Below are 24,097 nucleotides of genomic sequence, written 5' to 3' on the forward strand. Positions count from 1 at the left end.
CTCCTCTCACCCTGCTCCGCCCGCCGCGCAAAAGCCAGGGGTGTTCCCCGGTTCGGGGAGAGTTCCATCCCATCGGATGAGCCAACCCCGATCCCGGTGGTCGGCCCGGCTCGGGGTACCGCCACCCGTGGTAGCCCAGTATTTGCCGAACCCTTGCGGTGCCGTTCGGACAGGCGGACACTGACCCGATGACGACTTCGGCTGTCTCCACCGACCGCGACGGCTCCGGCGGCAACACCCCGAATGCCCGCTCGGCGCCACCCCGGCGCGCCGCGGCGAAGCGGGTGCGTCGCCGCGTCCCGCGCTCCGCGCTCGGCGAGTGGACGCCGCCCCCCGGCCGCCCCGACCCGCTGGAGATCCTGGGGCGCCAGGCCGCCACCCGGGTGCCCGAACTGGTCCCCATCCGCTACGCCCGCATGGTCAGCGGCATGTTCCCGTTCCTGCGCGGCGCCCCCGCCGTGATGGCTGCCGACCTGGCCGCGAGCGAGCACACCGGCCTCACCGTGCAGCTCTGCGGCGACGCGCACCCCGTGAACTTCGGCCTCTTCGCCTCCCCCGAGCGCAGCTTGGTCTTCGATCTCAACGATTTCGACGAAACCCTCCCCGGCCCCTTCGAATGGGACGTCAAACGCCTGGCAGCCGGGCTCGCGGTAGCCGCCCGAGCCAACGGCTTCGATGACGCCTGCGCCCTCCGCTGCGCCGAATCCGCCGCGAGTGCCTACCGCACCGCCATGCGCGAGTATGCCGCCATGGACGGCCTCTCGGTCTGGTACCAGCGCACCGACGCCGAGGCCGGCCTCGCCCTCGTCCGCAAACCGGGCCGTCGCCGCCGCGTCGAGCGCACCCTGGACGCCGCCCGCGCCCGCACCACCCTCCAGGCCGTCGGCAAACTCACCGAGCCGGGGCCGGACGGGTTGCGAATCCGCCACCGCCCGCCCCTGCTCGCCCCCATCGAGCAGATCGACGCCGACGGGGTGAGGGCGGTCTTCGCCGCGTACCGCGAGTCGCTCCCCGAGGATCGGCAGGTGCTGCTCGACCGGTATCGGGTGGTCGACGCCGCGCGCAAGGTCGTCGGCGTCGGCAGCGTCGGGACGCGCTGCTTCATCGTCCTGCTCGCCGATCGGGATACCGGGCATCCGCTGTTCCTTCAGGTGAAGGAGGCCGAGCAGTCGGTGCTGGCGGCGCACCTGGAGGCGAGCCGGTACGAGCATCAGGGGCATCGGGTGGTGCACGGGCAGCGGGTCATCCAGTCGACTGCCGACATCTTCCTGGGTTGGTGCACCGGGCCGGAGGGGCGGTTCTTCTACTGGCGGCAGCTGCGGGATATGAAGGGGTCGGCGGATGTCGACACCATGACGCCGGGGGTCATGCGCGCCTACGGTGCGCTGTGCGGCCGCACGCTCGCTCGCGCCCATGCGCGGTCGGGGGATCGCGTCGCCATTGCGTCGTACCTCGGTAGTTCGGATGTGTTCGACCGGGCCATGGGGCGGTTCGCGTTGTCGTACGCGGATCAGACGGTCGTCGATCATCAGCGGTTGGTGGACGCTATTGCCGCAGGCGAAGTGGCGGCAGCAGAGAAGGGGTGGTGACAGGTCGCCCGGATTACGATTGGGGGCATGACTGTGCCGGACACCCCCCCGGATCTTCCCGAGTTCATGACGTGGGAGGAGTTCGAGCAGCTGCCCGATGAGGTCGCCGACCAGATCGAGCTCTGGGAAGGTCGAGTCGTCTGGGTGCGTCGAGGGTCAGGGGAACATCAGCTCTTCACCGTCCGCATGCGGAACGCGATCGAGAACTCCGTCCGCAAGAGCATGGCCGACCGCCCGGAGACCTGCTGGCGAGTGAACGTCGAGACCAACGTATTCCTCGGTGCCACAGGTAAATCTGACTTTCTCACTCCTGACTTCCTCGTCTACCGCTGCCTGGAGACTCCCTTCCAGGATGTCCGTGCCGCAGACACTCTGCTGGTCGGCGAAGTTCTGTCGCCTTCGAACACCCGGTCCGACATGGAAGCCAAGAAGAGCCGCTACGCCGCCGCGGGCATCTCCTGGTATTGGGAGGTCACGCTCGCCCATACCGAAAGTGCCATCGCCACCGTCCGCGCTTACGCCCTCGAGACGAAGCACGGCGTCCTTCCGCCGGGCGTCCGTCCACTTCGCCCGGCGAATTACCTCATCGCCGGCGAATGGACTGCGTCGGACGAGGACGGTATCCGGATCCTCTTTCCGTTCCCAATCGAGATTCCCTGGTCCGAACTCGCGTACTGATCGACCGAGAACGCTGGTCCGAGGGCCACACCCAGGCGACGATCAACACTGCCGGCGGCAGGTGACCGACGCCGACCAGGCGCAGGCAGCTGCGGAGGGCGAGACGCCACCGGAGGCGGGTCACTGGTACACGCCAGGCTTCTACGGCCTTCAGCGCGCCCGAGTGCTGCGCACACTCGGATTGACCGAACAGGCATCGGCGGAAGTCGTCGCAGCCGTTGAAGCACTGCCCGAGGAGCATCGCCGCGCGCCGTGGGCGGTCAAGTGGCGGGCAGCGGCCAGTGGCGAGATCGACGTGCCGCACCGAGCGTCCTGTCCGCGCAGCGTCCGGTTTGAGTCGCTGAAACCCGTGCGTTCGGGGGAGTGCCGGGGTGAGGTTCCCCAGATCGGGCTTCCGCGACGTCGCCGGAACGATTATGGCGGCGCGACGACGCCGGCTACTCTCATGCAAATGTCGTCGAGCGTCCCCGACAGTGACCTGTCCTACGATGCCGTCCCGCCCGGTCAGGTGCAGATGATCGACCTGTTCGCCGGCCCGGGCGGCCTGGACGTCGCGGCCTGCTGGCTCGGGATTCCCTCGGTCGGAATCGAATGGGACGACGACGCCTGTCGGACGCGAGTAGCCGCTCGACTCGGCACACGCCATTCCGATGTGCGCGATATTTCCTTGCTGCGAGAGTTTCCGTCCGCGGACATCCTGACCGGAGGTCCGCCGTGTCAGACCTACTCGGTGGCGGGCTCCGGCGCCGGTCGGAAGGCACTGGATCGGGTACTGCACTTCGTGCGCCGTATGGATGCGGGCGAGGACGTCAGCGGCGATGTGAACAGCCTCGACGATCACCGCACGGGCCTGATCCTCGAGCCGCTCCGGTGGGTGCTCGCGGCGAAGGACGCTCGACGGCCGTTCCGAACCATCGTTCTGGAGCAGGTGCCCACCGTGCGCCCGGTCTGGGCGGCGTACGAGAAGGCGCTGCGGCGCCGCGGCTACGACGTGGACATCGACGTGCTCCGGACGGAGCAGTTCGGCGTACCGCAGACTCGCCGGCGAGCGATCCTGGTCGCCCGGCTGGACGGCGGCGCGAAGCTCCCCACCGTGAGTCACCGCAAGTATCACAAGCAGGTTCGCCGTGCGGAAGGAGATCAAACGCTACTTCCGTGGAACACGATGGGCGAGGCGTTACCCGGGCGTCCGTCTCCGTTCGAGGTCGTGTCGAATTACGGCACCGGAGGCAAAGCGGATCAGCGGGGAAGACGCCGCTCCGACGAGCCGTCGGCAACGGTAACCGGCAAGGTCCGGAGAAATCGCGTCTACGCGGGCGATGAAGAGTTGGATCGATTCACCGCTGCCGAAGCGGGCAGGTTGCAGACGTTTCCGGTCGACTACCCGTGGCGGGGGCGGGATCAGTACCAGCAAGTGGGTAACGCCATCCCCCCGCGGCTCGGCGCCTGCGTCCTGGCGGCGGCGGCCTTCGGTCGTCAGCCCCGGCAGGCGGATCTCGATCGCATGGTTGGTAGCAGCTGGTCGGCGTTGGAGCCGAAGGAATCCGCGCTCGCACTCGAGGAGTTCTGGGTGCGACCGTCCGAGGGGGTTCAACCGCTCTGGGGCGACCTCGACGAGACAGTTGAGGAAGGCTTCGTCGCTGCCAACCGCGGGTGAGCCCTGGCACAGCCGGAAGAATGGGTTTCCGACTCGTCGTGGCCCGATCCGGTGGTAGGCAGTGTCCTGGGAGCAACCCCGACCGAGCCCGCTGGGCGGCCCGATATCCCGTTGTCGAGCTCGACCCCGACTGGACGAACCTCAAGCGGTGGTTGCTGTTCCGGTTGACGAACGGTCTGTGGCGTCCCTCTGACAGCGGCGATCCGCTGTAGTAGCTTGACGGTCACTGGTCGCCGTTGAACGGCGAGGGCGGGGACAGCACAGGGGTGCCACTCCGAGGGAACGTCGAGACGGTGGGTGTGCGGATGACGGATGCGTTCTTCCAGATCTTTGCGCAGGCGGCGCGGGAGGACGGCGTGGAGAGCGCGCTGAACACCTTCCGCGGTAACGTCCCGGACGACAAGCTCGCGGCGATGTACGCCGAGTACCAGCGTCTGGTGCAGACGATCTCGCAGGGCGAGCCGAGCATCATCGCGAACGCCGGTGTCGAGAGTTGGTACCCCGGTCCGTTGCCGCGCGACAAGAACTGGAAAGCGCTCAGGACCTACCTCGAATCGAAGCCGGGCTGGGCCGGGAAGCTGGTCGAGTCAGTGGACCGATCGTCAACCAAGGTCGTGGCTTATACGCCGCATCCGGACGGTACCCGGTGGCGGGCCAAGGGTCTTGTCGTCGGCTACGTCCAGAGCGGGAAGACGACGAACTTCACCGCCGTCATCGCGAAGGCCGCTGACCTCAAGTATCGATTGGTGGTCGTGCTCTCCGGCATCCACAACGGGCTGCGCAAACAGACCCAGGATCGGCTGATCAGCGAACTCACTGCCGACAACCAGGGCTGGATCGAACTCACCACCTCGGACGATGATTTTCGGCAGCCGACCATGTCGATGGCCTCGTTGTTGCATCGCAAGGGTGCGGGAACGGCACTGGCGGTGGTCAAGAAGAACAAGGCGCCGCTGACCCGACTTCGCCGGTGGATTCAGGACGCGGCGGACCAGAAGGTTCTCGGCGACCTCCCGGTTCTGATCATCGATGACGAAGCCGATCAGGCGAGCGTCGATACCAAGACCATCAACCCGCTGATCATGGACATCATCGGCCTGCTGCCCAGGGTCACCTATATTGGCTACACCGCCACCCCCTTCGCCAACGTGCTGATCGACCCCGCCGCCGAGAACCTGTACCCCTCCGACTTCATCCTGGGAATGGACGAGCCGGACGGGTACTTCGGCACGGAACGGATCTTCGGCCGGGATCTCGTCGAGGGCGAGGACGCCGAGGGCGTCGCACTGGACGGCTACGACATGATCCGCCTCATCGATGACGACGATCTGCCGCAGCTACGGCCTGCGAGTCGGAAGGACATTCCGAAGTTCGACCCGGATATCACCGAGTCACTGGCCGAGGCGTTGCGATGGTTCTGGCTCGCGACGGCGGCGCGCCGGGTACGCGGCGACCGCGGCCACTCCTCGATGCTCGTACACACCCATCTGAACACGGCCGTGCACGACAGTTTCAAGTGGCCGCTGATCGAGTTCCGTGACACCTTCGCGAAGAAGTTGCGTGCGGGTGACGAAGCGACCGTCGCGGCGCTGCGTGTTCAGTGGGAGACGGAGACCGGAAAAGTTCTGCGCGCGGATTTTTCGCCCGAACCGCAGACGCCATTCGACGATGTTCTCGCTCGATTGGAGAGTGTGGTCACCGCGAGTCGGATCATCGTCGACAACAGTTTCAGCGAGGACCGCCTCGACTACTCGGAGCCGGAGCAGACCGTGATCGCGGTCGGGGGCAATACCCTGAGCAGGGGGCTCACGCTCGAGGGTTTGGTCGTGAGCTTCTTCGTCCGGACGTCGACGGCCTACGACACCCTTCTCCAGATGGCGCGGTGGTTCGGGTTCCGCCGCGGGTACGAAGACCTTCCGCGCATCTGGATGACCTCCACCTTGCGTGAGTGGTTCCGGCACCTCGCCACCGTCGAACGCGAGATTCGGTACGACATCAAGCGCTACGAGGAACAGAGCTACACCCCGGAGCAGGTCGCGGTGCGAATCCGAACGCATCCGAAACTCGCGGTTACCGCCAAGATGGGGGCGTGGAAGCCGGTCGCTTCTTCCTACAGCGACCAGCGCGTGCAGACCCGCTATTTCATCGAGAAGGACGCGGAGTGGCTGCAGGCGAATCGCGCCGCGGCCGACGGGCTGGTTCAGGACGCCAGGGCGGATGGCGCGCAGCCGGAGCGCCACGGCTCGGGAATGGCGGTGCTTTTTCGCGATGTGCGGGCCGATCGCATCGATCGTTTTCTCTCCCGCTACCGCGTACACAAGGACTCACCGGATCTCGACCCGCGGCTGCTGCGTTCCTACATCGAGAAGGAGCGCTCGATCGGCAAGCTCGACCTGTGGACGGTTGCGCTCATGGGCGAGCCGGTCGAAGAATCGGATGCCGATATCCGGCTCGGCGGGGTCGGTGTTCGCTTCACCAAGCGGTCGGCACTCAAGGGGACGCCTGCGGATCGGAGCGATATCAAAACCTTGATGTCGAAGGAGCATCGCGTGATCGATCTCGATATCTCGGCAGCAGGCGCCCGGGCGAAGACCGAGGATGCCCTGCGGACCCTGCGCAACGCGGACCCCGTGTACCGGAAGCGTGGTCTGCTGCTGATCTATCCGATCGACCCGAAGTCGGAGCCCGATCAGGCCAATACACAGAGTCGCCGACCCCTGGATGCGGCGGAGACCGTGATCGGTCTGGCACTGGTGTTCCCGGAGTCCAGCGATTCCAAGGACAACTACATCGCGGTCGACCTCGAGCAGGCAGGCATCGCGCTGGAGACCGACGCCGATGCCGCCGACGCGGAGGGCGAGGCCGCCGCCGAACGCGACGCCGTCTACCAGGAAGCCTGATACGACGGTGGATCGTGATGACCTGGCCAACCGGTGGGCCGTAATCGGCCCGAACAGCCGGGACGCACCGCTCACGTCCTCGGTGTTCGTCATGGCGAGCGGGGTCGGCGCGCGAATCGGTGTGGATGCGAGCAGCGGGCGTCACCTACTGATTCCGGTCAGTGACCGGGATTCGCTCGATGCACCCGAGGGTTTGGTCGGCGCGCTACAACTCCGCCGTGTCTCCTATGTCTTCGACCGTGTGACCGCGACCTACCTCGATCTGCACTGCCTGCGCGCGGATCTTTTCGATCTCTTCGATGAAGTCGTCCTCGATATCGCCCGAGCGGTCGATGCGGAGACACCGGCGGACAGCGCGCTCCGAATCATCGAGCGGTGGCGTGCGCTCTTCGCCACACGTGGTAAGCGAGTGCTGTCGCCGCAGGCACAACTCGCGCTGATCGCCGAACTCTCCGTGCTCGGCATCGCCTTCCGAGATCGCCCTATCGAAGCACACTCCTGGCGTGGGCCGGAGGGCGAGCCCCACGACATCCTGCTTCCCGGTTGTGCCCTCGAGGTCAAGGCGCTGGGCGCATCCGCCCGACACGTCGAAATCCACGGCGTACAGCAATTGGCACCGCCGGGGCGGCCGTTGGCGCTCGTTCTCGTTCATCTCGTGGCGGACGAAGCGGGAGCGAGCGTCGTCTCCGTCGCCACCGACTTCCTGGATCGGGCCGACGATCGGGCCCTTGCGGCGCAACGTCTGGCCACGATCGGGTTGTCTCTCGCGGATGCGAATCTCTATCCCGCCTGCTATCGCATCGAGATGGTGCGATGCGTTCCGGTCGGCGGCGCGGTGCCGCGGATCGCGCCGTCTTCTTTTGCGGGCGACGCTGTACCTGCCGGCATCAGCTACGTGAACTACGGCGTCGAGCTGTCGGCGTTGATCCCGCTGGCGCGCACGGGGGAGTCCGAGTTGGAGCGGTGGATCCACTTTCCGTCATCGGGTTCGGAGGGCGAGCGGTGATCTCGGTCGAATGGTGGTCGCAGCCGAGGGCGGCGGAGGGATCGACCGCGTCGCGCGGCATCCGTCGGCAGCTGGGGAAGCCCAGGCTCGACCCGCTGACGGTGCTGATCCGCGAGACCGCGCAGAACAGCTGCGATGCCGTCCTCGGTGACGGTGATATTCGATTCGCGGTACAGATTCGGCGCTTGAGCGGCCGCCGCTTGGAAAACTGGATGGACTTCCTGCTGCCCGAGCCCAAAGGTTCCCGATTGGGTATCGCGCAACTGTTCGCGGCGGACCCGATCGTCCTCACGATCTCGGACCGTGGCACCAGCGGTCTGGGTGGTCCGTTGCGTGCCGACGAGATCCCGGAACCGGGGGAACGCTCGGACTTCGTCAACTTCATCCGCAATGTCGGTGACCGCAAGGGTGGCGAACTGACCGGTGGCTCGTACGGGTTCGGCAAAGGAATCCTGTACAACGTGAGCCGCTGCCACGTCGTTCTCGCCGACAGCGCGACCATGTTCCGTGGGCAGCGTCAGCGACGGTTGATCGGTGCCGCGCTCGGTGATGATTTCGAGCGAGCAGGCACGCTCTACACCGGTAGGCATTGGCTCGGGAATCTGGACGGCGAGGGCGTACCCGTTCCACTCATCGACGATCACGCCGAGGAATGGGCGAGCAAGCTGGGCATGCCGAAGTTCGATCCGGGGGAGACCGGAACTTCGGTGTCGATCGTCGCCGCCGACCTCGGGTCGCAGGGCGACGAGCCCCGGGATGCGGAAGCGGCGGCAAACTACATCGTCTCGACCATGCTGTGGAATCTTTGGCCCCGGATGCTGGAGGGAAGGCAGAACCGGCTCGTCTGCAGCGTAAGCCGTGACGGGTTCAAAATGGAGGTGCCTGACCCCGGCGAACTGCCCTTGCTCGCGCCATTCGTCGATGCCTACCAGCAGATCGCAGACGGTCATGGGAAAACGCCGGCGCGGAAAAGCGAGCCACGGGATATCGGCCAGTTCCAATTGCGCCACGGCATGGCTCCGCCGTGGGAGGACGAGGTGCTCGTTCCCGCCGCTCCCTTCGTCGGCCGTGCTCACCACTGTGCTCGTATGCGGCAAGCGGACCTGGTTGTGGACTACGTGGCAGGTGATCCGCCGTCGAATGACCGATTGCAGTACGGGGCCGTTTTCCGTGCCAGCGCCGCCGCCAACGAGTATTTCGCCGAAGCCGAGCCCCCGACGCACGACGAGTGGGTGCTCAGCGGCCTCACCGGCACGGCGCGCGGAGTGGTCACTCTCGCGAATCGCTTCATCCGCACCGAGTTGAAATCCGCTGCCGCCCCTGTCATCGAGGCTCCCGCCGCGCGCTCCGCTGAGCCGCTGGGGCACTTCGCGAACCAATTCGCCGGGGTCATCGCGGGGGCGGAGGGAGAGTCCGCGACGGTGGGTGCGGCAAGCGGTCGCCACTCGAACTCCGGCAGGGCGGGAGCGCGGAACACGGTACGCATCCTCGAGCGACCGACCCTGCGACTGGAGGAGGGGCACCCGGTGATCGTGACGGTCGTGGAGCTGCCGATGCGGAGTACCGCGAAGACGGCATCGGCCGAAGCCTTCGTGGTGACCGACGACGGCTTGGACAGCGGTCGTGACGGCGCGCGTCCGGACGTCCTCGACTGGACGGCTGTCGATACCGGGCGAGTCGTCGTCGGCGCCTCGGTCGACATGGTCGGCGTGTCGGAGCGGCAGTGGCGGATACGGGTTCGTCCGGTGGCCGACACGGTGACCAGGGTGTCGGTGCGGCTGCGGGACGGCAACGATGAGGCGTGACGATGTCCGGCCGTTCCTGACACCGTCGGCCGGCGTGATCAAGGGCTCCGAGTGGGTGCGAGTGGTAGCGGGCGAGACATCGCCGCTACCCGATCACCTTCCCGACTGGGATCAGCACACCGAACTGCTGCTGCGCAGTTCGATCGAGGCCGATCTCCCGGCTGTCGCTGCGGAAGCCGGGCTGCCGACCGGTGTGCTGGCGTGGGCGGTGGGATGGCGCGCGGGTGACAGCGGTCTGATCGGCACGAGTCGGCTGTATCCGGTGAGCGACGCGGAGATCCAGGTGGAGTTGCGGATCCCTGCCACCATCACCGGGAACACCCTCGTTCTGACCCGGCGGCTGGTGCTTCCCAGGTCGACCGGTGCTGTCGATCTGCCGCTGCAAGCCCGTATCGCGGGCAGCATTCTGTGGTCGGACGAGACGGTAATCCGACTGTCGGGGCGCGGCGCGGCCTTCCCGGTCGAGGTCGTCGACTTCGCGAAGATCACCTATCTCGCGCGACATGCACGCAACAGTTGGTACCTCGAACTGCCCGCCTCGGTCGATCAACCGGTACTCGGCGGACTGCTGCTGATGGTCAACGCTGCCGACCCAGTGCTGGCCGATGCGGTGAAGTCGCTGCAACCCAACGAGGTTCAGCAGGCGCTGATCCAGCTCATGCAGGAACAAGTCGTGGAGCTGATGGTTCGTTGGGCGCTGAGCAGGTGGGAGGAGTTGCCGGAGGCCGACGACGGATCGATCGGCTCCGTGGCCCGCATTCTCACCGAGCGGGTACTACCGGAACCCGACTCGTGGGCGGTGCACGATGTGGACCCGGTGGACCTGCACACCGCCATCGTGGAGGGGGCACGGAAGGTCGGCCTGGGGAGGTCGCTGTCATGAACCAACTGTGGCCTCGCCTCTCCCACACGATGGCGCTCGTCGAACTGCAGCAACACGCCGACTTCCCGAATCACCTGACGCCCGGCCGATCGCATCCGCAGCAGACCTTCGCGGCGACCGGTGGTCGGCGTGTGGTCGAAGCGGAGATCGCCGCGCTGGCGGAGAAGCTGGAGGCTGTCGCGACCGCGCACGGGTTCGGCAACTCGGAGCAGCCGTCGCGGCACATCGACTTCGATCGGGATGCCGCAGAAGTGATCTTCGGGGAGATGCGGATCACGGCGTTCGAGGCATCACAACCGGGGGTGTGGACGTTCCTCGCGGTGGTAGCGATGCCAAATTTAACCGAATGGCGTTTCGGATTTGGGAATCTGCAGCGCTGGGTCGCGTCCGACCTCACTCGGCACATGTTCGCCCGGCTGTGGTGGCAAGCATTCACCTTCGGTATTCCGGGTGAATCGGGGCGCGACTATCGACTACTGCGCGGACTGACGGAGAGTGATCTCAATCAGTTGACCGAGCGGAAGAGTATCGGTGGGAACCACCGGTTGGCCCGTGCCGTGGCAGAGGAATTGCTGGCCATCACCGCCAATCGCCGAGAGGCGGTTCGTGAACTCACCCGCGGTCTGCGCAGGCTCACGCCGTTCCTGGATTTCTCCGTGATGGATGATGAGGAATTGAGGAGGACCGTGCGTGCGGTGCGCACGGGCGAGCAGCTCTGACATCGGCAGTTGCCGCCGGCATCTACCGGAGGGTCGCCTGTGCCCGCCCGCACGGCGCTCGACGAACGAGCGGTTTTGCACCGTTTGACGATCTTCGCTACGTCACCTACCTCACACTTCCCCCACCTGTTCCAAGTGGAGGATTCCTCGTACACCTGGCAAGCTGGAACCCGAGACCGGGAGTAGCAACAGAAGTTTCCCGGCTCGTCTACAGGAAAGTATGAAATGGCTCAAGGCATTGTGAAGTGGTTCAACAGCGAGAAGGGCTTCGGCTTCATCGCACAGGACGGCGGGGGTCCCGACGTCTTCGTGCACTACTCGGCTGTGAGCGGCAGCGGCTTCCGCTCCCTCGATGAGGGCCAGCGGGTGGAGTTCGAGATCGGGCAGGGCCAGAAGGGCCCGCAGGCGCAGGACGTGCGCGTCGTCGCCTGATCCTCGATCGGACTTCGCGGCGGCCCCGTACCGGATCGGTACGGGGCCGCTGCTGTGTCCGGAGCGAGACGCCGCACACTGCCGCGAAGGGTGGGCCACCAGGGGCCGACCAGGGGCTACTAAGCTGCTCGGTGGCAACCAACCCCCCTTCCCAGGAGTAATGCACCGTGAGCCAAGCTGGCCGTCCTGTTGTCCTGATCGCCGACAAGCTCGCCCAGTCGACCGTCGACGCGCTCGGTGACGGTGTCGAGGTCCGCTGGGTGGACGGCCCGGACCGTCCGGCCCTGCTGGCCGCGGTGCCGGAGGCCGACGCGCTGCTGGTGCGCTCCGCCACCACCGTCGATGCCGAGGTGCTCGACGCGGGCAAGCGGCTGAAGATCGTGGCGCGGGCCGGGGTCGGGCTGGACAATGTCGAGGTTCCGGCCGCCACCGAGCGCGGCGTCCTGGTGGTGAACGCGCCCACTTCGAACATCCACACCGCGGCCGAGCACGCCGTCACGCTGCTGCTGGCGGCGGCCCGCCAGATTCCGCAGGCCGATGCGACGCTGCGCGAGCACACCTGGAAGCGCAGCTCCTTCAACGGCGTGGAGATCTTCGGCAAGACGGTCGGCGTGGTGGGGCTCGGCCGGATCGGGCAGCTGTTCGCGGCTCGGCTCGCGGCCTTCGAGACCAAGATCGTGGCGTACGACCCCTACGTGTCGCCGGCCAAGGCCGCGCAGCTCGGGATCGAGCTGCTGCCGCTGGACGAGCTGCTGGAGCGGGCCGACCTGATCTCGGTGCACCTGCCGAAGACGCCGGAGACCAAGGGCATCATCGGCCGCGAGGCGATCGCCAAGACCAAACCGGGCGTGATCATCGTGAACGCGGCGCGCGGCGGGCTCGTCGACGAAGCCGCGCTGGCCGAGGCCATCACCTCCGGCCACGTGCGCGCGGCGGGGCTCGACGTCTTCGAGACCGAGCCGTGCACCGACAGCCCGCTCTTCGAGCTGCCGCAGGTCGTGGTGACCCCGCACCTGGGCGCCTCCACCACCGAGGCGCAGGACCGGGCGGGCACCGATGTCGCGAAGTCGGTGCTGCTGGCGCTGGCGGGCGAGTTCGTGCCCGGTGCGGTGAATGTCACCGGCGGCGCGGTCGCCGACGAGGTCGCGCCGTGGCTGGAGATCGTGCGCAAGCAGGGCGCGCTGCTCGGCGGGCTCTCCGACGAGCTGCCGGTGAGCCTTGAGGTCCAGGTGCGCGGCGAGCTGGCCGCCCAGGAGGTCGCGGTGCTGCAACTGGCGGCGCTGCGCGGCATCTTCTCCGCGCTCATCGAGGACCAGGTGACCTTCGTGAACGCGCCCGCGCTCGCCCAGGACCGCGGGATCAGCGCCGAGGTGACCACGGTGTCGGAGAGCCCGAGCCACCGCAGCCTGGTCGACCTGCGCGCGGTCTTCGGCGACGGCCGCACGCTGAACGTCGCCGGCACGCTGACCGAGCCGCAGCAGGTGCAGAAGATCGTGAATATCAACGGGCGCAACTACGACCTGCGTGCCGAGGGGCTGAACCTGGCCATCCTCAACTACGACGACCAGCCGGGCGCGCTCGGCAAGATCGGCACCCGGCTCGGCGAGGCCGGGATCGACATCCTGGCCGCCCAGCTCACCCAGGACGCGGACAAGGACGGCGCGACGGTGATCCTGCGGGTCGCCCAGGAGGTGCCCGCCGAGGTGCAGGGCGCCATCGCGGAGGCCGTCGGGGCCTCCAAGATCGCGCAGATCGACCTGTCCTGAGCGGCACGGAAAGCAACGGAGCAACCCATGAAGCTTGCTGTCATCCCCGGTGACGGAATCGGCCCCGAGGTCGTCGCCGAGGCGCTCAAGGTGCTGGACACGGTGCTGCCCGGCGTCGAGCGCACCGAGTACGACCTGGGCGCCAAGCGCTACCACGCGACCGGTGAGATCCTGCCGGACTCGGTGCTGCCCGAGCTGAAGCAGCACGACGCCATCCTGCTCGGCGCGATCGGCGACCCGTCGGTGCCGAGCGGTGTGCTGGAGCGCGGGCTGCTGCTGCGCACCCGGTTCGCGCTGGACCACCACGTGAATCTGCGGCCATCCAAGCTGTATCCGGGGGTGGGCAGCCCGCTGGCGGGGTCGCCGGATATCGACTTCGTGGTGGTGCGCGAGGGCACCGAGGGGCCGTATACCGGGACCGGCGGGGCGATCCGGGTGGAGACGCCGCACGAGGTGGCGACCGAGGTGAGCACCAATACCCGCTTCGGGATCGAGCGCGTGGTGCGGTACGCCTACGCCAAGGCGCGGGCGCGGCGCAAGCACCTCACGCTGGTGCACAAGACCAATGTGCTCACCTTCGCCGGGTCGCTCTGGCAGCGCACGGTCACCGAGGTGGGGGCCGAGTTCCCTGATGTCACCACGGCGTACCAGCACATCGACGCGGCCACCATCCACATGGTGAACGACCCGGGCCGCTTCGACGTGATCGTCACCGACAACCTGTTCGGCGACATCATCACCGACCTGGCGGCCGCGGTGAGCGGTGGCATCGGGCTGGCGGCGAGCGGCAATATCGACGCCTCCGGCGTCAACCCGAGCATGTTCGAGCCGGTGCACGGGAGCGCGCCGGATATCGCCGGGCAGTCCACGGCGGATCCGACCGCGGCCATTCTCTCGGTGGCGCTGCTGCTCACGCACCTCGGGCACACCGAGCAGGCGGGGCGGATCGAGGCGGCGGTGGCGAAGGATCTGGCCGGGCGGTCCGGTTCGGCCTCGACCGTGGAGGTCGGGGATCGGATCGCTGCGGCGGTCTAGGGTTCGCGGCCGGTGCCCCGCCCGGGTTCGGGTGGGGCACCGGTTGTTTTCGCGGGGCTCCGCCCCGCAACCCCGGTCGCCTGTGGCGGGCCGACATCGGGGAGCTTCGCCGGCGCACGGTCCGGGCGGGCCTGGACCTGTCGTCGGGGCCGGGACGCCGCTGTCCCGGACTCCGCCCGGTAGCCGCTCAGGAGGCCGAGGCGACCGAGCGCTGCCGGTCGCGCGGGACCAGGGGGACCGCGACCGTCGCGATGACGGCGGCGGCGATGAAGACCGCCGGAAAGCCGGCCGCGTCGATGACGGCGCCGAAGAGCGGGGGCACCGCCGCCATGGCGAGGTTCTGGCCGGTGTTCTGCACCCCGAGCCCGCGCCCGCTCCAGTACGGGCCCGCGATCTCGGCGACGGCGGTGAAGGCCAAGCCGTTGTCCGACACCGTGATCACCGACGCCGCGACCAGCAGCGGGATCGCCACCCACCACCACTCGGTCCAGGCGGCCAGCGCCAGCGCGGCCATCGAGACCACGGCGGCGATCGCCACCGTGCGCAGCGGCCCGAGCCTGCTGCCCACCCGGTCCGACCAGGCGCCCGCGCCGATCCGGCCGAGCGCGCCGAGCACCTGGGTCGCGGTGACCAGCAGCCCCGCCGCGGCCAGCGACCAGCCCGCGTCCCGATGCAGCCAGAGCAGCGCGAAGGTCCACAGCGTGCCCTGCGGCACCACCAGCAGCACCGAGACGGCATGGATGCGCCACAGCGTGCCGTCGCCGCGGTAGGGGTTGGCGAGCAGCGCCGGATCGGCCGCCGCGCGCTCCGGGCGTGGCGGGTCGATGATGCCGAGCGCGCACGCCCCCGCCGCCAGCGCGGCCATGACCGCGGGGACGAGCACCGCCGCGGGCACCCCGTGCTGCGCCGCCACCGCGGGGATCGCCAGCGCGCCGATCCCGACTCCGAGCGGCTGCGCGGTCTGCCTGATCCCCATGGCCAGCCCGCGCCGGTGCGGCGGGAACCAGCCGACGATCACCCGCCCGCTCGCGCCGTTGGTGCTCGCCGCGCCCGCCCCGCCGAGAAAGAGCAAGGCGCCCAGCGCGATCGGGTGGGCGGTGAGCGCGGCGGCGCCGCCCGCGGCCGCGGTGATCAGCGGCCCGGCCACGAGCACCTTGCGCTCGCCGATCCGGTCCACCACCCAGCCCCAGGCGATCAGCGTGCAGACCAGCCCGACGGTGGGCATGGCGACCAGCAGCCCCGCGGTGGGCAGCGCCATCCCGCCGTCGGTGAGCGCGGGGAGCAGGAACGGCACGCCGTGGATGAAGACCGCGCTCGAAGCCTGCGCGAAAACGCCGAGCCCGAGCATGGCCCAGCGCCGCCGTTCGCCGACAGCCGCCGTCAGCGCCGCCATGGCACACCTCGCATTCCCATATTTCGGGATTCAAATCTCACGAACTGAACAACGCCCCCACGGTACACCGCGCCGGAGCGGACCGCTCGGTCGGGTGTGTTCGAGCAGGTGGCGCCGGGTCGATAGACTGCGGCCATGCGCCTAGGTCGAGTAGCCAGTCCCGACGGAGTCGCCTTCGCCCGTATCGAGGGCGAGGGAACCGAGAGTGTCGCCAGGGAAATCGCCGAGCACCCGTTCGGCAGCCCGACCTACACCGGCCGGAGCTGGCCGGTCGCCGACGTCCGGCTGCTGGCGCCGATCCTGGCGAGCAAGGTGGTGTGCGTGGGCAAGAACTACGCCGCGCACGCCGCGGAGATGGGCGGGGAGGCGCCGGAGTCGCCGGTCATCTTCCTCAAGCCGAACACCGCGATCACCGGCCCGAACGTGCCGATCATCCTGCCGCCCAGCTCTTCCCGCGTCGACTACGAGGGCGAGCTGGCGGTGGTGATCGGCCGCCCGTGCAAGGACGTGCCCGCCGCCAAGGCGCGCGACGTGATCCTCGGCTACACCGTCGCCAACGATGTCACCGCGCGCGACCAGCAGCAGGCGGACGGGCAGTGGACCAGGGGCAAGGGGTACGACACCTTCTGCCCGCTCGGGCCCTGGATCGAGACCGAGCTGGACCCCGGCGATCTGGAGCTCGTCACCGAGCTCGACGGCGAGGTGCGCCAGCGCAGCCGCACATCGCTGCTGCTGCACGATATTCCGACGCTGATCGAGTTCGTCAGTACGGTGATGACGCTGCTCCCCGGCGACGTGCTGCTCACCGGAACCCCCGATGGCGTCGGCCCGGTGCAGGCGGGGCAGAACGTCTCGGTGACCATCGAGGGGATCGGTACGCTGACCAATCCCGTTGCCACGAAACGCTGAAAGAGAGCCATGACCGAAGTTCGGGTCCGCTTCTGCCCGTCGCCCACCGGGACCCCGCACGTGGGGTTGGTGCGCACCGCGCTGTTCAACTGGGCGTTCGCCCGGCACCACGGCGGCACCTTCGTCTTCCGGATCGAGGACACCGACGCGGCCCGCGACACCGAGGAGTCGTACCGCGCGATCCTGGACGCGCTGCGCTGGCTCGGCCTCACCTGGGACGAGGGTCCCGAGGTCGGCGGGCCCTACGAGCCCTACCGGCAATCCCTGCGCCGGGGGCAGCACCTGGAGGTCGTGCAGAGGTTGCTGGCGGCCGGTGAGGCGTACGAATCCTTCTCCACGCCGGACGAAGTCGAGGCTCGGCACCGGGCTGCCGGGCGCGATCCCAAGCTCGGTTACGACAACTTCGACCGGGATCTGACGGCCGAGCAGATCGCCGCTCACAAGGCCGACGGACGGCCCGCTGTGGTCCGGCTGCGGATGCCGGACGAGGACCTGGGCTGGCACGATCTGGTGCGCGGCGAGACCGTCTTCAAGGCCGGGACGGTGCCCGATTTCGCACTCACCCGCGGGTCGGGCGATCCGCTGTACACGCTGGTCAACCCGGTCGACGACGCGCTCATGCGGATCACCCACGTGCTGCGCGGCGAGGACCTGCTCTCCTCCACCCCGCGGCAGCTCGCGCTCTATGCCGCGCTGCGCCGGATCGGGGTCGCCGAGTTCACCCCCGAGTTCGGTCACCTGCCCTTCGTGATGGGGCCGGGCAACAAGAAGTTGTCGAAGCGGGATCCGGAGTCCAACCTGTTCGCCCACCGCGATCGCGGCTTTGTTCCCGAAGGTTTGCTGAATTACCTCGCGCTGCTCGGTTGGGGGCTGGCCGACGACCGCGACGTGTTCTCCATGACGGAGATGGTCGAGGCCTTCGACATTTCCTCGGTGAATTCCAACCCGGCCCGTTTCGACCAGAAGAAGGCCGACGCGATCAACGCGGAACACATCCGTTTGCTGGAAGCCGGAGATTTCGCGCACCGGCTCCGGGAGTTCTTGACCCGGCAGGGCCGGATCGGCGCGGAAATCGACGAGAAGGTCTTCGCGGCGGCCGCCGAGTTGGTGCAGACCCGGATCGTGGTTCTGGACGACGCGTGGGGGCTGCTGCGATTCCTCTTCGCGCCCGCGGGCGAGTTCTCGATCGACCCGGCGGCGGGCGCGAAGAATCTCGGCGAACCCGCCGAGCCGGTACTGCGCGGTGCGCTGGCGGCACTCGAAGCGCTACCGGAATGGAGCACCCCCGCGATCGAGGAGGCGCTGCGCGTCGCATTGATTGAAGAACTGGAGTTGAAACCAAGGAAGGCATTCGCGCCGGTGCGGGTGGCGATCACCGGTTCGCACATCAGCCCGCCGCTCTACGAGTCGATGGAGCTGCTCGGGCGGGAACTCTCGCTGGCCCGGCTGAACGCCGCGCTGGAGTGGCGCCCCGAGCGCTGAACAGGGCCGTGACCAGGCGATTTGTAGTTTACCCCGGCCCCTTTGGTACTCTTCTTCCCGGCCGGAAAACGCCCCCTCGCATTCAGCCGGAAGCGAGGTCGGGGTCGCCTGGTCATTGGGGTATGGTGTAATTGGCAACACAGCTGATTCTGGTTCAGCCATTCTAGGTTCGAGTCCTGGTACCCCAGCGGAGAGCCGATCGCCAAAAGCGTTCGGAACCCGGCGATTTGGTTGCCGGGCTCCCGCCAGCTAAGCTGGCAACCGCCTCCCGCACAGGGGGCGAAACAAGTGAAAGAAAGTCCTGGCCCCGTCGTCTAGCGGCCTAGGACGCCGCCCTCTCAAGGCGGTAGCGCGGGTTCGAATCCCGTCGGGGCTACACACGGGAGGCCCCCGGTCCACGGATCGGGGGCCTCTCGCTTTATGCGGGCGGCTCCGCGGCGGTGGTGCCGCCGAGCGGCATGGCCGGCATCCCGAGCTTGCGGTGGTCCCAGGAGCGCACCCGCTCCGGCACCACCCGCACCGCGATCCGCTTGTGCAGCATCTGCTCGACCAGCGGGCGCATGTCCTCGGTGTACGGGCCGGTGTAGCGCTCCCAGACGCTCACCCCGACCGCGAAGAGCCGCTCCGGATCGTCCACCACCTCGGCGCGGCCCTCGATCGCCACGCCGCGCAGCTGGTCGTAGGTGTCGCCGGCCTCGACCAGGCAGGTCACCCGCGGATCGCGGCGCAGGTTCACCGCCTTCTGCGACTTCGCCTTGGTCTCGAACCACACCTCGCCGTCGAGCAGGGCGTACCACATCGCCGTGAGGTGCGGCACACCCTCTTTGCCCAGCGTGGCGAAGGTGGCGACCCGGCTGGTCGCGAGGAAGCGGGTGATCTCCGGTTCGGACATCACGATCTGCGTGCGTTGGTTGACTCCCATGCCGCCACTCTAGAACGCGTTGCAGCCGGGTCAGAGCCGCTTCTGCAGCGCCTCCGCCGCCGCCACCAGGTCGGCGGCCCAGCGCGCGCCCGGCCTGCGGCCCATCCGGTCGATCGGGCCGGAGACCGAGATCGCCGCCACCACGGCGCCGGAGACGTCGCGCACCGGGGCCGAGACGCTCGCCACCCCGGCCGCCCGCTCGGCCGCGCTCTGCGCCCAGCCGCGCCTGCGCACCTCGGCCAGCGCGCGCTCGCCGAAGACCGCGTCGGCGAGCAGGTCGCGCTGGAGCTCGGGGTCGGCCCAGGCCAGCAGCACCTTCGCCGCCGACCCCGCGGTCAGCGGCAGCCGGGACCCGATCGGGACGGTGTCCCGCAGCCCCACCGGCGGCTCCAGCGCCGCCACGCAGACCCGGGAGTGGCCGTCCCTGGCGTAGAGCTGCACGCTCTCGCCGGTGATCTCCCGCAGCCGGGGCAGCACCGCCGCCGCCGCGTCCAGCAGCGGGTCGGTCGCCCCGACGGCCAGCTCGGCGAGGGCGGGGCCGGGCCGCCAGCGGCCCTGGTTGTCCCGGGCCAGCAGGCGGTGCACCTCGAGCCCGACCGCGAGGCGGTGCGCGGTCGCCCTCGGCAGCCCGGTGCGGGCGCAGAGCTCGGTCAGCCCGCACGGCTCCTCGGCCACCGCGTACAACACCGTCACGGCTTTGTCCAGGACCCCGATGCCGCTATGCTGTCTCATAGAACGATACTAACGTCTCGTATTCTGGGATTCAAAAGGAATCCACCAGCCCCCGGTACGGAAGGTGATCCAAGAATGGCCGATCGTCCACGCACACTGGCCGAGAAGGTGTGGGAGCAGCATATCGTCGCGCGCGGGGAGGGCGAGGGCGCGAGCCGCGAGCCCGACCTCATCTATATCGACCTGCACCTGGTGCACGAGGTGACCAGCCCGCAGGCCTTCGACGGGCTGCGCGCGGCGGGGCGCCCGGTGCGCAGGCCGGATCTCACCATCGCCACCGAGGACCACAACGTCCCGACCGTCGACATCGACAAGCCGATCGCCGACCCGGTCTCCCGCACCCAGGTGGAGACGCTGCGCCACAACTGCGCGGAGTTCGGCATCCGGCTGCACCCGATGGGCGACCTGGACCAGGGCATCGTGCACGTGGTCGGCCCGCAGCTCGGCCTCACCCAGCCGGGCATGACGGTGGTCTGCGGCGACAGCCACACCTCCACGCACGGCGCGTTCGGCGCGATCGCCATGGGCATCGGCACCAGCGAGGTGGAGCACGTGCTGGCCACCCAGACGCTCTCGCTGCGCCCGTTCAAGACCATGGCCATCACCGTGGACGGCGAGCTGCCCGCCGGCGTCACGAGCAAGGACCTGATCCTGGCCGTGATCGCGAAGATCGGCACCGGCGGCGGCCAGGGCTACGTGCTGGAGTACCGGGGCGAGGCGATCCGCGCCATGTCCATGGAGGCGCGCATGACGATCTGCAACATGTCGATCGAGGCGGGCGCGCGGGCGGGCATGATCGCCCCGGACGAGACCACCTACGCCTTCCTGAAGGGCCGCCCGCACGCGCCGCGGGGCGCCGACTGGGATGCCGCGGTGGCGGCGTGGGAGGAGCTGAAGACCGACGAGGGCGCGGTCTTCGACGCCGAGGTGCGCATCGACGGCTCGGCGCTGACCCCCTTCGTCACCTGGGGCACCAACCCGGGCCAGGGGCTGCCGCTGGGCGAGACGGTGCCGGACCCGGCCGCCATCTCCGACGAGACCGAGCGCGAATCCGCCGCCAAGGCGCTGCGCTACATGGATCTGATTCCGGGCACCCCGCTGCGCGAGGTCACCGTCGACACCGTTTTCGTCGGCTCCTGCACCAATGGCCGGATCGAGGATCTGCGCGCGGTCGCCGATATTCTGCAGGGCAGGCGCGTCGCCGACGGTGTGCGCATGCTGGTGGTGCCGGGAAGTATGCGGGTGCGCGCGCAGGCCGAGCAGGAGGGCCTCGGGGATATCTTCACCGCCGCGGGCGCGGAATGGCGGCAGGCGGGCTGCTCGATGTGCCTGGGAATGAATCCCGACCAGCTGGAGCCCGGTCAGCGCTGCGCCTCGACCTCGAATCGCAACTTCGAGGGCAGGCAGGGCAAGGGCGGCCGGACCCACCTGGTCTCGCCGCTCGTCGCCGCCGCCACGGCGGTGCGCGGAACGCTCTCCTCACCGGCGGATCTGGACTGACGACCACCCGAACCCCACCCGGAGGAATTTCCATGGAACCGTTCACCGTGCACAAGGGCGTCGGCGTGCCGCTGCGCCGCTCCAACATCGACACCGATCAGATCATTCCGGCGGTTTACCTCAAGCGCGTCACCCGCACCGGATTCGAGGACGGGCTCTTCGCGGCCTGGCGGACCGATCCGGACTTCATTCTCAACACCGCGCCCTATGACCGGGGCAGCGTGTTGGTGGCCGGTCCCGATTTCGGCACCGGGTCGTCCCGGGAGCACGCGGTGTGGGCACTGTCGGACTACGGCTTTCGAACGGTGATCTCGTCGCGTTTCGCCGACATCTTCCGTGGGAATGCGGGTAAGGGCGGCTTGGTGGCCGCGCAGATGTCACAGAATGATGTCGAAATGCTCTGGAAGTTGCTCGAGGAACAGCCGGGGATGGAATTGGTTGTGGACCTGCGGGCGCGCACCGTGACGGCAGGAACCGTCGTGTTGCCGTTCGACATTGACGACTACACTCGGTGGCGTCTCCTGGAGGGTCTGGACGATATCGGACTGACCCTCCGCCAAGAAGCCCGTATCGGGGCCTATGAAAACCAAAGGCCGGCATGGAAACCCACCACCCTGCCAGCTCATATTTCGCGAGCGTAATCACCTCGGGCCGTTAGCTGCGCTACATGTAGGCCGGTAGCTGGACGTGTGCTAAACCACATGAATTTTGGCGTGGCACATAGACTCTTGCCCAAACTGGGTTTACCGTGGTACCTAGTCGGTCCGACGACGGGCCATTAGTCTGCGGAGGATTCAATGAACAAGGCGGAACTGATCGACGTTCTGACCGAAAAGTTGGGTACGGACAGGCGCACGGCCACCGCGGCAGTCGAGCACGTGGTCGACACCATCGTCCGCGCCGTCCACAAGGGTCAGAGCGTCACGATCACCGGATTCGGTGTCTTCGAACAGCGTAAGCGCGCCGCGCGCGTCGCCAGGAACCCGCGCACCGGCGAAACCGTCAAGGTGAAGCCGACTTCGGTGCCCGCATTCCGGCCGGGCGCGCAGTTCAAGGCCGTCATCGCGGGTAAGCAGAAACTCGCGGCGAGCGGCCCGGCCGTGAAGCGCGGCGTGAATGCGCCGGTGGCCGCGAAGAAGACGGCCGCCAAGAAGACGGCGGCGGCGAAGAAGGCGACGACGGCGGCGAAGAAGACCACCGCCGCCACCAAGGCGCCTGCCAAGACCACCGCCCGCAAGGCGGCGACCAAGGCGCCCGCCACCAAGGCCGCGGCCAAGAAGACCGCCGCGACCAAGGCTCCGGCCGCCAAGGCCACCGCCACCAAGACCGCGGCGAAGAAGGCTCCGGCCAAGAAGACCCCCGCCGCGGCCACGAAGACGGCCGCCACCAAGGCCCCGGCCAAGAAGACCACCGCCACCAAGGCGGCGGCCACGAAGACGGCGGCGGCCAAGAAGGCCCCGGCCAAGAAGACCGCCACCGCGGCCAAGACCACCGCCGCGAAGACCACGGCGGCCAAGAAGACCGCGGCCAAGAAGGCACCGGCCCGCCGCAGCAGCTGAACCCCAGCTGTCGACGGTGTCCGTGACATCCGTACCGGCGTCCACCGCGACCGGTCGGTGCCATCGGAACGCGGTGCGGCGCAGCCGGAAGACCAGACCGTCTCCCGACCCGCACGCAGACGGGAAACGGCCCCGGGATCACGAGCCTCGGGGCCGTTTTCGCGGGCGTTGCGCGCTACTCCTCGGCGCTGTCCACATAGAGCCTGCGATCCAGGTGATCGGCGGCCACCATGCGGCCGTCGACGAAGGACAGCACCCACACGCTGCCCTTGCGGTTCCGCGCGGGGGGAAGCGTGAGGCCGTCGGCCGCCGCCCAGCCGCGCATGAGCTCCGGGATCACCTTGCCCTGGCTGCACACCACCCGGACCGCGCTGTCCGACACCAGCTCCCGGATCCGAGTCAGCGCGCCTTTCGGATCGGCCGCGTAGGCGTCCTCGGAGAGCGCGGGCTCCAGCCCCACCTCGACCCCGAGCCGCTCGGCGAGCGGGGCCACCGTCTGCACGCAGCGCACCGGGTCGGCCGAGAACACCTCCCGCGCACCGAAGGCGAGCAGGTTCGGCACCAGCGTCCGCGCCTGCTCCACGCCGGCCGGTTCCAGCGGGCGTTCCAGGTCGGGGCCGTGGTACTTGCCGCGCTGCCCGGCCTTGGCGTGCCGGACCAGCAGCAGCGTGCTCGTCCGCGGCGGTAGCTTGCTGAAGGTGCGCAGCACCTGCCGGTCCATCGGGTAGGAGAGCTCCCGCATCACCTTGTCCAGCGAGTGCCAGACCAGGTCGTCGATCTCGGCGTTCGGGTCGAACTCGCCCTCCTGCGCCTCCGCCGCCCAGTAGTCCACCCGCTTGAGCTTGCGGTGCCCGGTGACCGGGTAGGTCACGTGCCCGAGGTAGCGGCCGAGCACGCTGCGCACGCCGGTCTCCTCGCCGACCTCGCGCACGGCGGCGAGCACCGGCGACTCGCCCGGCTCCAGCTTGCCCTTCGGCAGCGACCAGTCCCGGTACTTGGGCCGGTGCACGAGCGCGATCTCGATCTCGTCGCGCTTCGGCGCGCTGCCCGCCCCCCGCGCGGGACGCCACAGCACGGCGCCCGCGGCGTGGATATTGGCGGTCACGCGAGGATCCCAGAGTGAGCTGTCA

The 24,097-nt window shown here is 68.5% G+C and carries 20 protein-coding genes and 2 tRNA genes; 18 read left to right on the forward strand and 4 right to left on the reverse strand.

All coding sequences use genetic code 11. The features are described from left to right. Positions 1–188: 188 nt before the first annotated feature. The 11 genes from NH2_RS23735 to NH2_RS23785 all read left to right on the forward strand — a co-directional run bounded on the left by NH2_RS23735 (position 189) and on the right by NH2_RS23785 (position 14,470). On the forward strand, positions 189–1,589 hold the full coding sequence (locus tag NH2_RS23735) for a DUF2252 domain-containing protein (protein ID WP_084505821.1): 1,401 nt from the start codon (positions 189–191) through the stop codon (positions 1,587–1,589). Positions 1,590–1,616: 27 nt separating this feature from the next. Beyond that, positions 1,617–2,267, forward strand: coding sequence for a Uma2 family endonuclease (locus tag NH2_RS23740; RefSeq protein ID WP_084505822.1), 651 nt, complete (start codon positions 1,617–1,619; stop codon positions 2,265–2,267). A 61-nt stretch (positions 2,268–2,328) separates the two neighbouring features. Further along, a complete protein-coding gene (locus tag NH2_RS23745) occupies positions 2,329–3,924 on the forward strand; it encodes a DNA cytosine methyltransferase (protein ID WP_245650735.1) in 1,596 nt (531 codons plus the stop codon). Positions 3,925–4,229: 305 nt separating this feature from the next. Continuing rightward, positions 4,230–6,824 (forward strand): Z1 domain-containing protein, encoded by a 2,595-nt coding sequence (locus NH2_RS23750; RefSeq protein ID WP_067658583.1) that lies wholly within the window; start codon positions 4,230–4,232, stop codon positions 6,822–6,824. Positions 6,825–6,831: 7 nt separating this feature from the next. After that, on the forward strand, positions 6,832–7,830 hold the full coding sequence (locus NH2_RS23755) for a PD-(D/E)XK motif protein (protein WP_169811528.1): 999 nt from the start codon (positions 6,832–6,834) through the stop codon (positions 7,828–7,830). Next, the gene (locus NH2_RS23760) at positions 7,827–9,635 is read left to right on the forward strand and encodes a hypothetical protein (protein WP_067658588.1); all 1,809 of its coding nucleotides are present in this window, start codon (positions 7,827–7,829) and stop codon (positions 9,633–9,635) included. The genes NH2_RS23755 and NH2_RS23760 overlap by 4 nt, the downstream gene beginning before the upstream one ends. Continuing rightward, the gene (locus NH2_RS23765) at positions 9,625–10,518 is read left to right on the forward strand and encodes a hypothetical protein (RefSeq protein ID WP_157103942.1); all 894 of its coding nucleotides are present in this window, start codon (positions 9,625–9,627) and stop codon (positions 10,516–10,518) included. The genes NH2_RS23760 and NH2_RS23765 overlap by 11 nt, the downstream gene beginning before the upstream one ends. Continuing rightward, the gene (locus tag NH2_RS23770) at positions 10,515–11,237 is read left to right on the forward strand and encodes a DUF6339 family protein (RefSeq protein ID WP_067658595.1); all 723 of its coding nucleotides are present in this window, start codon (positions 10,515–10,517) and stop codon (positions 11,235–11,237) included. The genes NH2_RS23765 and NH2_RS23770 overlap by 4 nt, the downstream gene beginning before the upstream one ends. Positions 11,238–11,462: 225 nt before the next feature. Next, positions 11,463–11,669, forward strand: coding sequence for a cold-shock protein (locus NH2_RS23775; RefSeq protein WP_011210759.1), 207 nt, complete (start codon positions 11,463–11,465; stop codon positions 11,667–11,669). Positions 11,670–11,836: 167 nt separating this feature from the next. Continuing rightward, a complete protein-coding gene (gene serA, locus NH2_RS23780; RefSeq protein ID WP_067658598.1) occupies positions 11,837–13,435 on the forward strand; it encodes a phosphoglycerate dehydrogenase in 1,599 nt (532 codons plus the stop codon). 27 nt (positions 13,436–13,462) lie between these two features. Continuing rightward, positions 13,463–14,470, forward strand: a complete 1,008-nt coding sequence (locus NH2_RS23785; RefSeq protein WP_067658601.1) for a 3-isopropylmalate dehydrogenase — start codon at positions 13,463–13,465, stop codon at positions 14,468–14,470. Positions 14,471–14,657: 187 nt separating this feature from the next. Here the strand turns inward: NH2_RS23785 and NH2_RS23790 are convergent, their stop codons facing one another. Continuing rightward, positions 14,658–15,863: an MFS transporter gene (locus NH2_RS23790; protein WP_067658604.1), complete on the reverse strand. Its 1,206-nt coding sequence runs from the start codon at positions 15,861–15,863 to the stop codon at positions 14,658–14,660. A gap of 135 nt (positions 15,864–15,998) precedes the next feature. Between NH2_RS23790 and NH2_RS23795 the strand changes: the two genes are divergently transcribed. From NH2_RS23795 to NH2_RS23810, 4 genes are all read left to right on the forward strand, one after another. Then, complete coding sequence (locus tag NH2_RS23795) at positions 15,999–16,772, forward strand: fumarylacetoacetate hydrolase family protein (RefSeq protein ID WP_067658607.1); 774 nt, start codon at positions 15,999–16,001, stop codon at positions 16,770–16,772. A 9-nt stretch (positions 16,773–16,781) separates the two neighbouring features. After that, positions 16,782–18,254, forward strand: a complete 1,473-nt coding sequence (gene gltX / locus NH2_RS23800; protein WP_067658610.1) for a glutamate--tRNA ligase — start codon at positions 16,782–16,784, stop codon at positions 18,252–18,254. 116 nt (positions 18,255–18,370) lie between these two features. After that, positions 18,371–18,442 (forward strand) — tRNA-Gln (locus tag NH2_RS23805). 115 nt (positions 18,443–18,557) lie between these two features. Further along, a tRNA-Glu gene (locus tag NH2_RS23810) sits at positions 18,558–18,630 on the forward strand. A gap of 42 nt (positions 18,631–18,672) precedes the next feature. On the opposite strand, the gene NH2_RS23815 is transcribed toward NH2_RS23810, so the two are convergent. Then, positions 18,673–19,176: a pyridoxamine 5'-phosphate oxidase family protein gene (locus NH2_RS23815; RefSeq protein ID WP_067658612.1), complete on the reverse strand. Its 504-nt coding sequence runs from the start codon at positions 19,174–19,176 to the stop codon at positions 18,673–18,675. Positions 19,177–19,206: 30 nt separating this feature from the next. Beyond that, positions 19,207–19,908 carry an IclR family transcriptional regulator gene (locus NH2_RS23820; RefSeq protein ID WP_067658614.1) on the reverse strand — a complete coding sequence of 234 codons (702 nt, stop codon included), beginning with the start codon at positions 19,906–19,908 and terminating at the stop codon, positions 19,207–19,209. 75 nt (positions 19,909–19,983) lie between these two features. Here NH2_RS23820 and leuC point away from each other — a divergent pair, with 75 nt between their 5' ends. The 3 genes from leuC to NH2_RS23835 all read left to right on the forward strand — a co-directional run bounded on the left by leuC (position 19,984) and on the right by NH2_RS23835 (position 22,967). Continuing rightward, positions 19,984–21,408 (forward strand): 3-isopropylmalate dehydratase large subunit, encoded by a 1,425-nt coding sequence (leuC, locus tag NH2_RS23825; RefSeq protein ID WP_067658617.1) that lies wholly within the window; start codon positions 19,984–19,986, stop codon positions 21,406–21,408. A 32-nt stretch (positions 21,409–21,440) separates the two neighbouring features. Beyond that, entirely contained in the window at positions 21,441–22,049 is a 609-nt protein-coding gene (gene leuD / locus NH2_RS23830; protein ID WP_067658620.1) for a 3-isopropylmalate dehydratase small subunit, read from the forward strand. A gap of 156 nt (positions 22,050–22,205) precedes the next feature. Next, entirely contained in the window at positions 22,206–22,967 is a 762-nt protein-coding gene (locus NH2_RS23835; protein ID WP_067658622.1) for an HU family DNA-binding protein, read from the forward strand. Positions 22,968–23,142: 175 nt separating this feature from the next. Here the strand turns inward: NH2_RS23835 and NH2_RS23840 are convergent, their stop codons facing one another. Then, positions 23,143–24,072 (reverse strand): NUDIX hydrolase, encoded by a 930-nt coding sequence (locus tag NH2_RS23840; protein WP_067658625.1) that lies wholly within the window; start codon positions 24,070–24,072, stop codon positions 23,143–23,145. Between the last annotated feature and the right edge of the window lie 25 nt (positions 24,073–24,097).

Origin of the sequence: Nocardia harenae NBRC 108248 (assembly GCF_001612885.1) — a bacterium.
Lineage (GTDB): Bacteria > Actinomycetota > Actinomycetes > Mycobacteriales > Mycobacteriaceae > Nocardia > Nocardia harenae.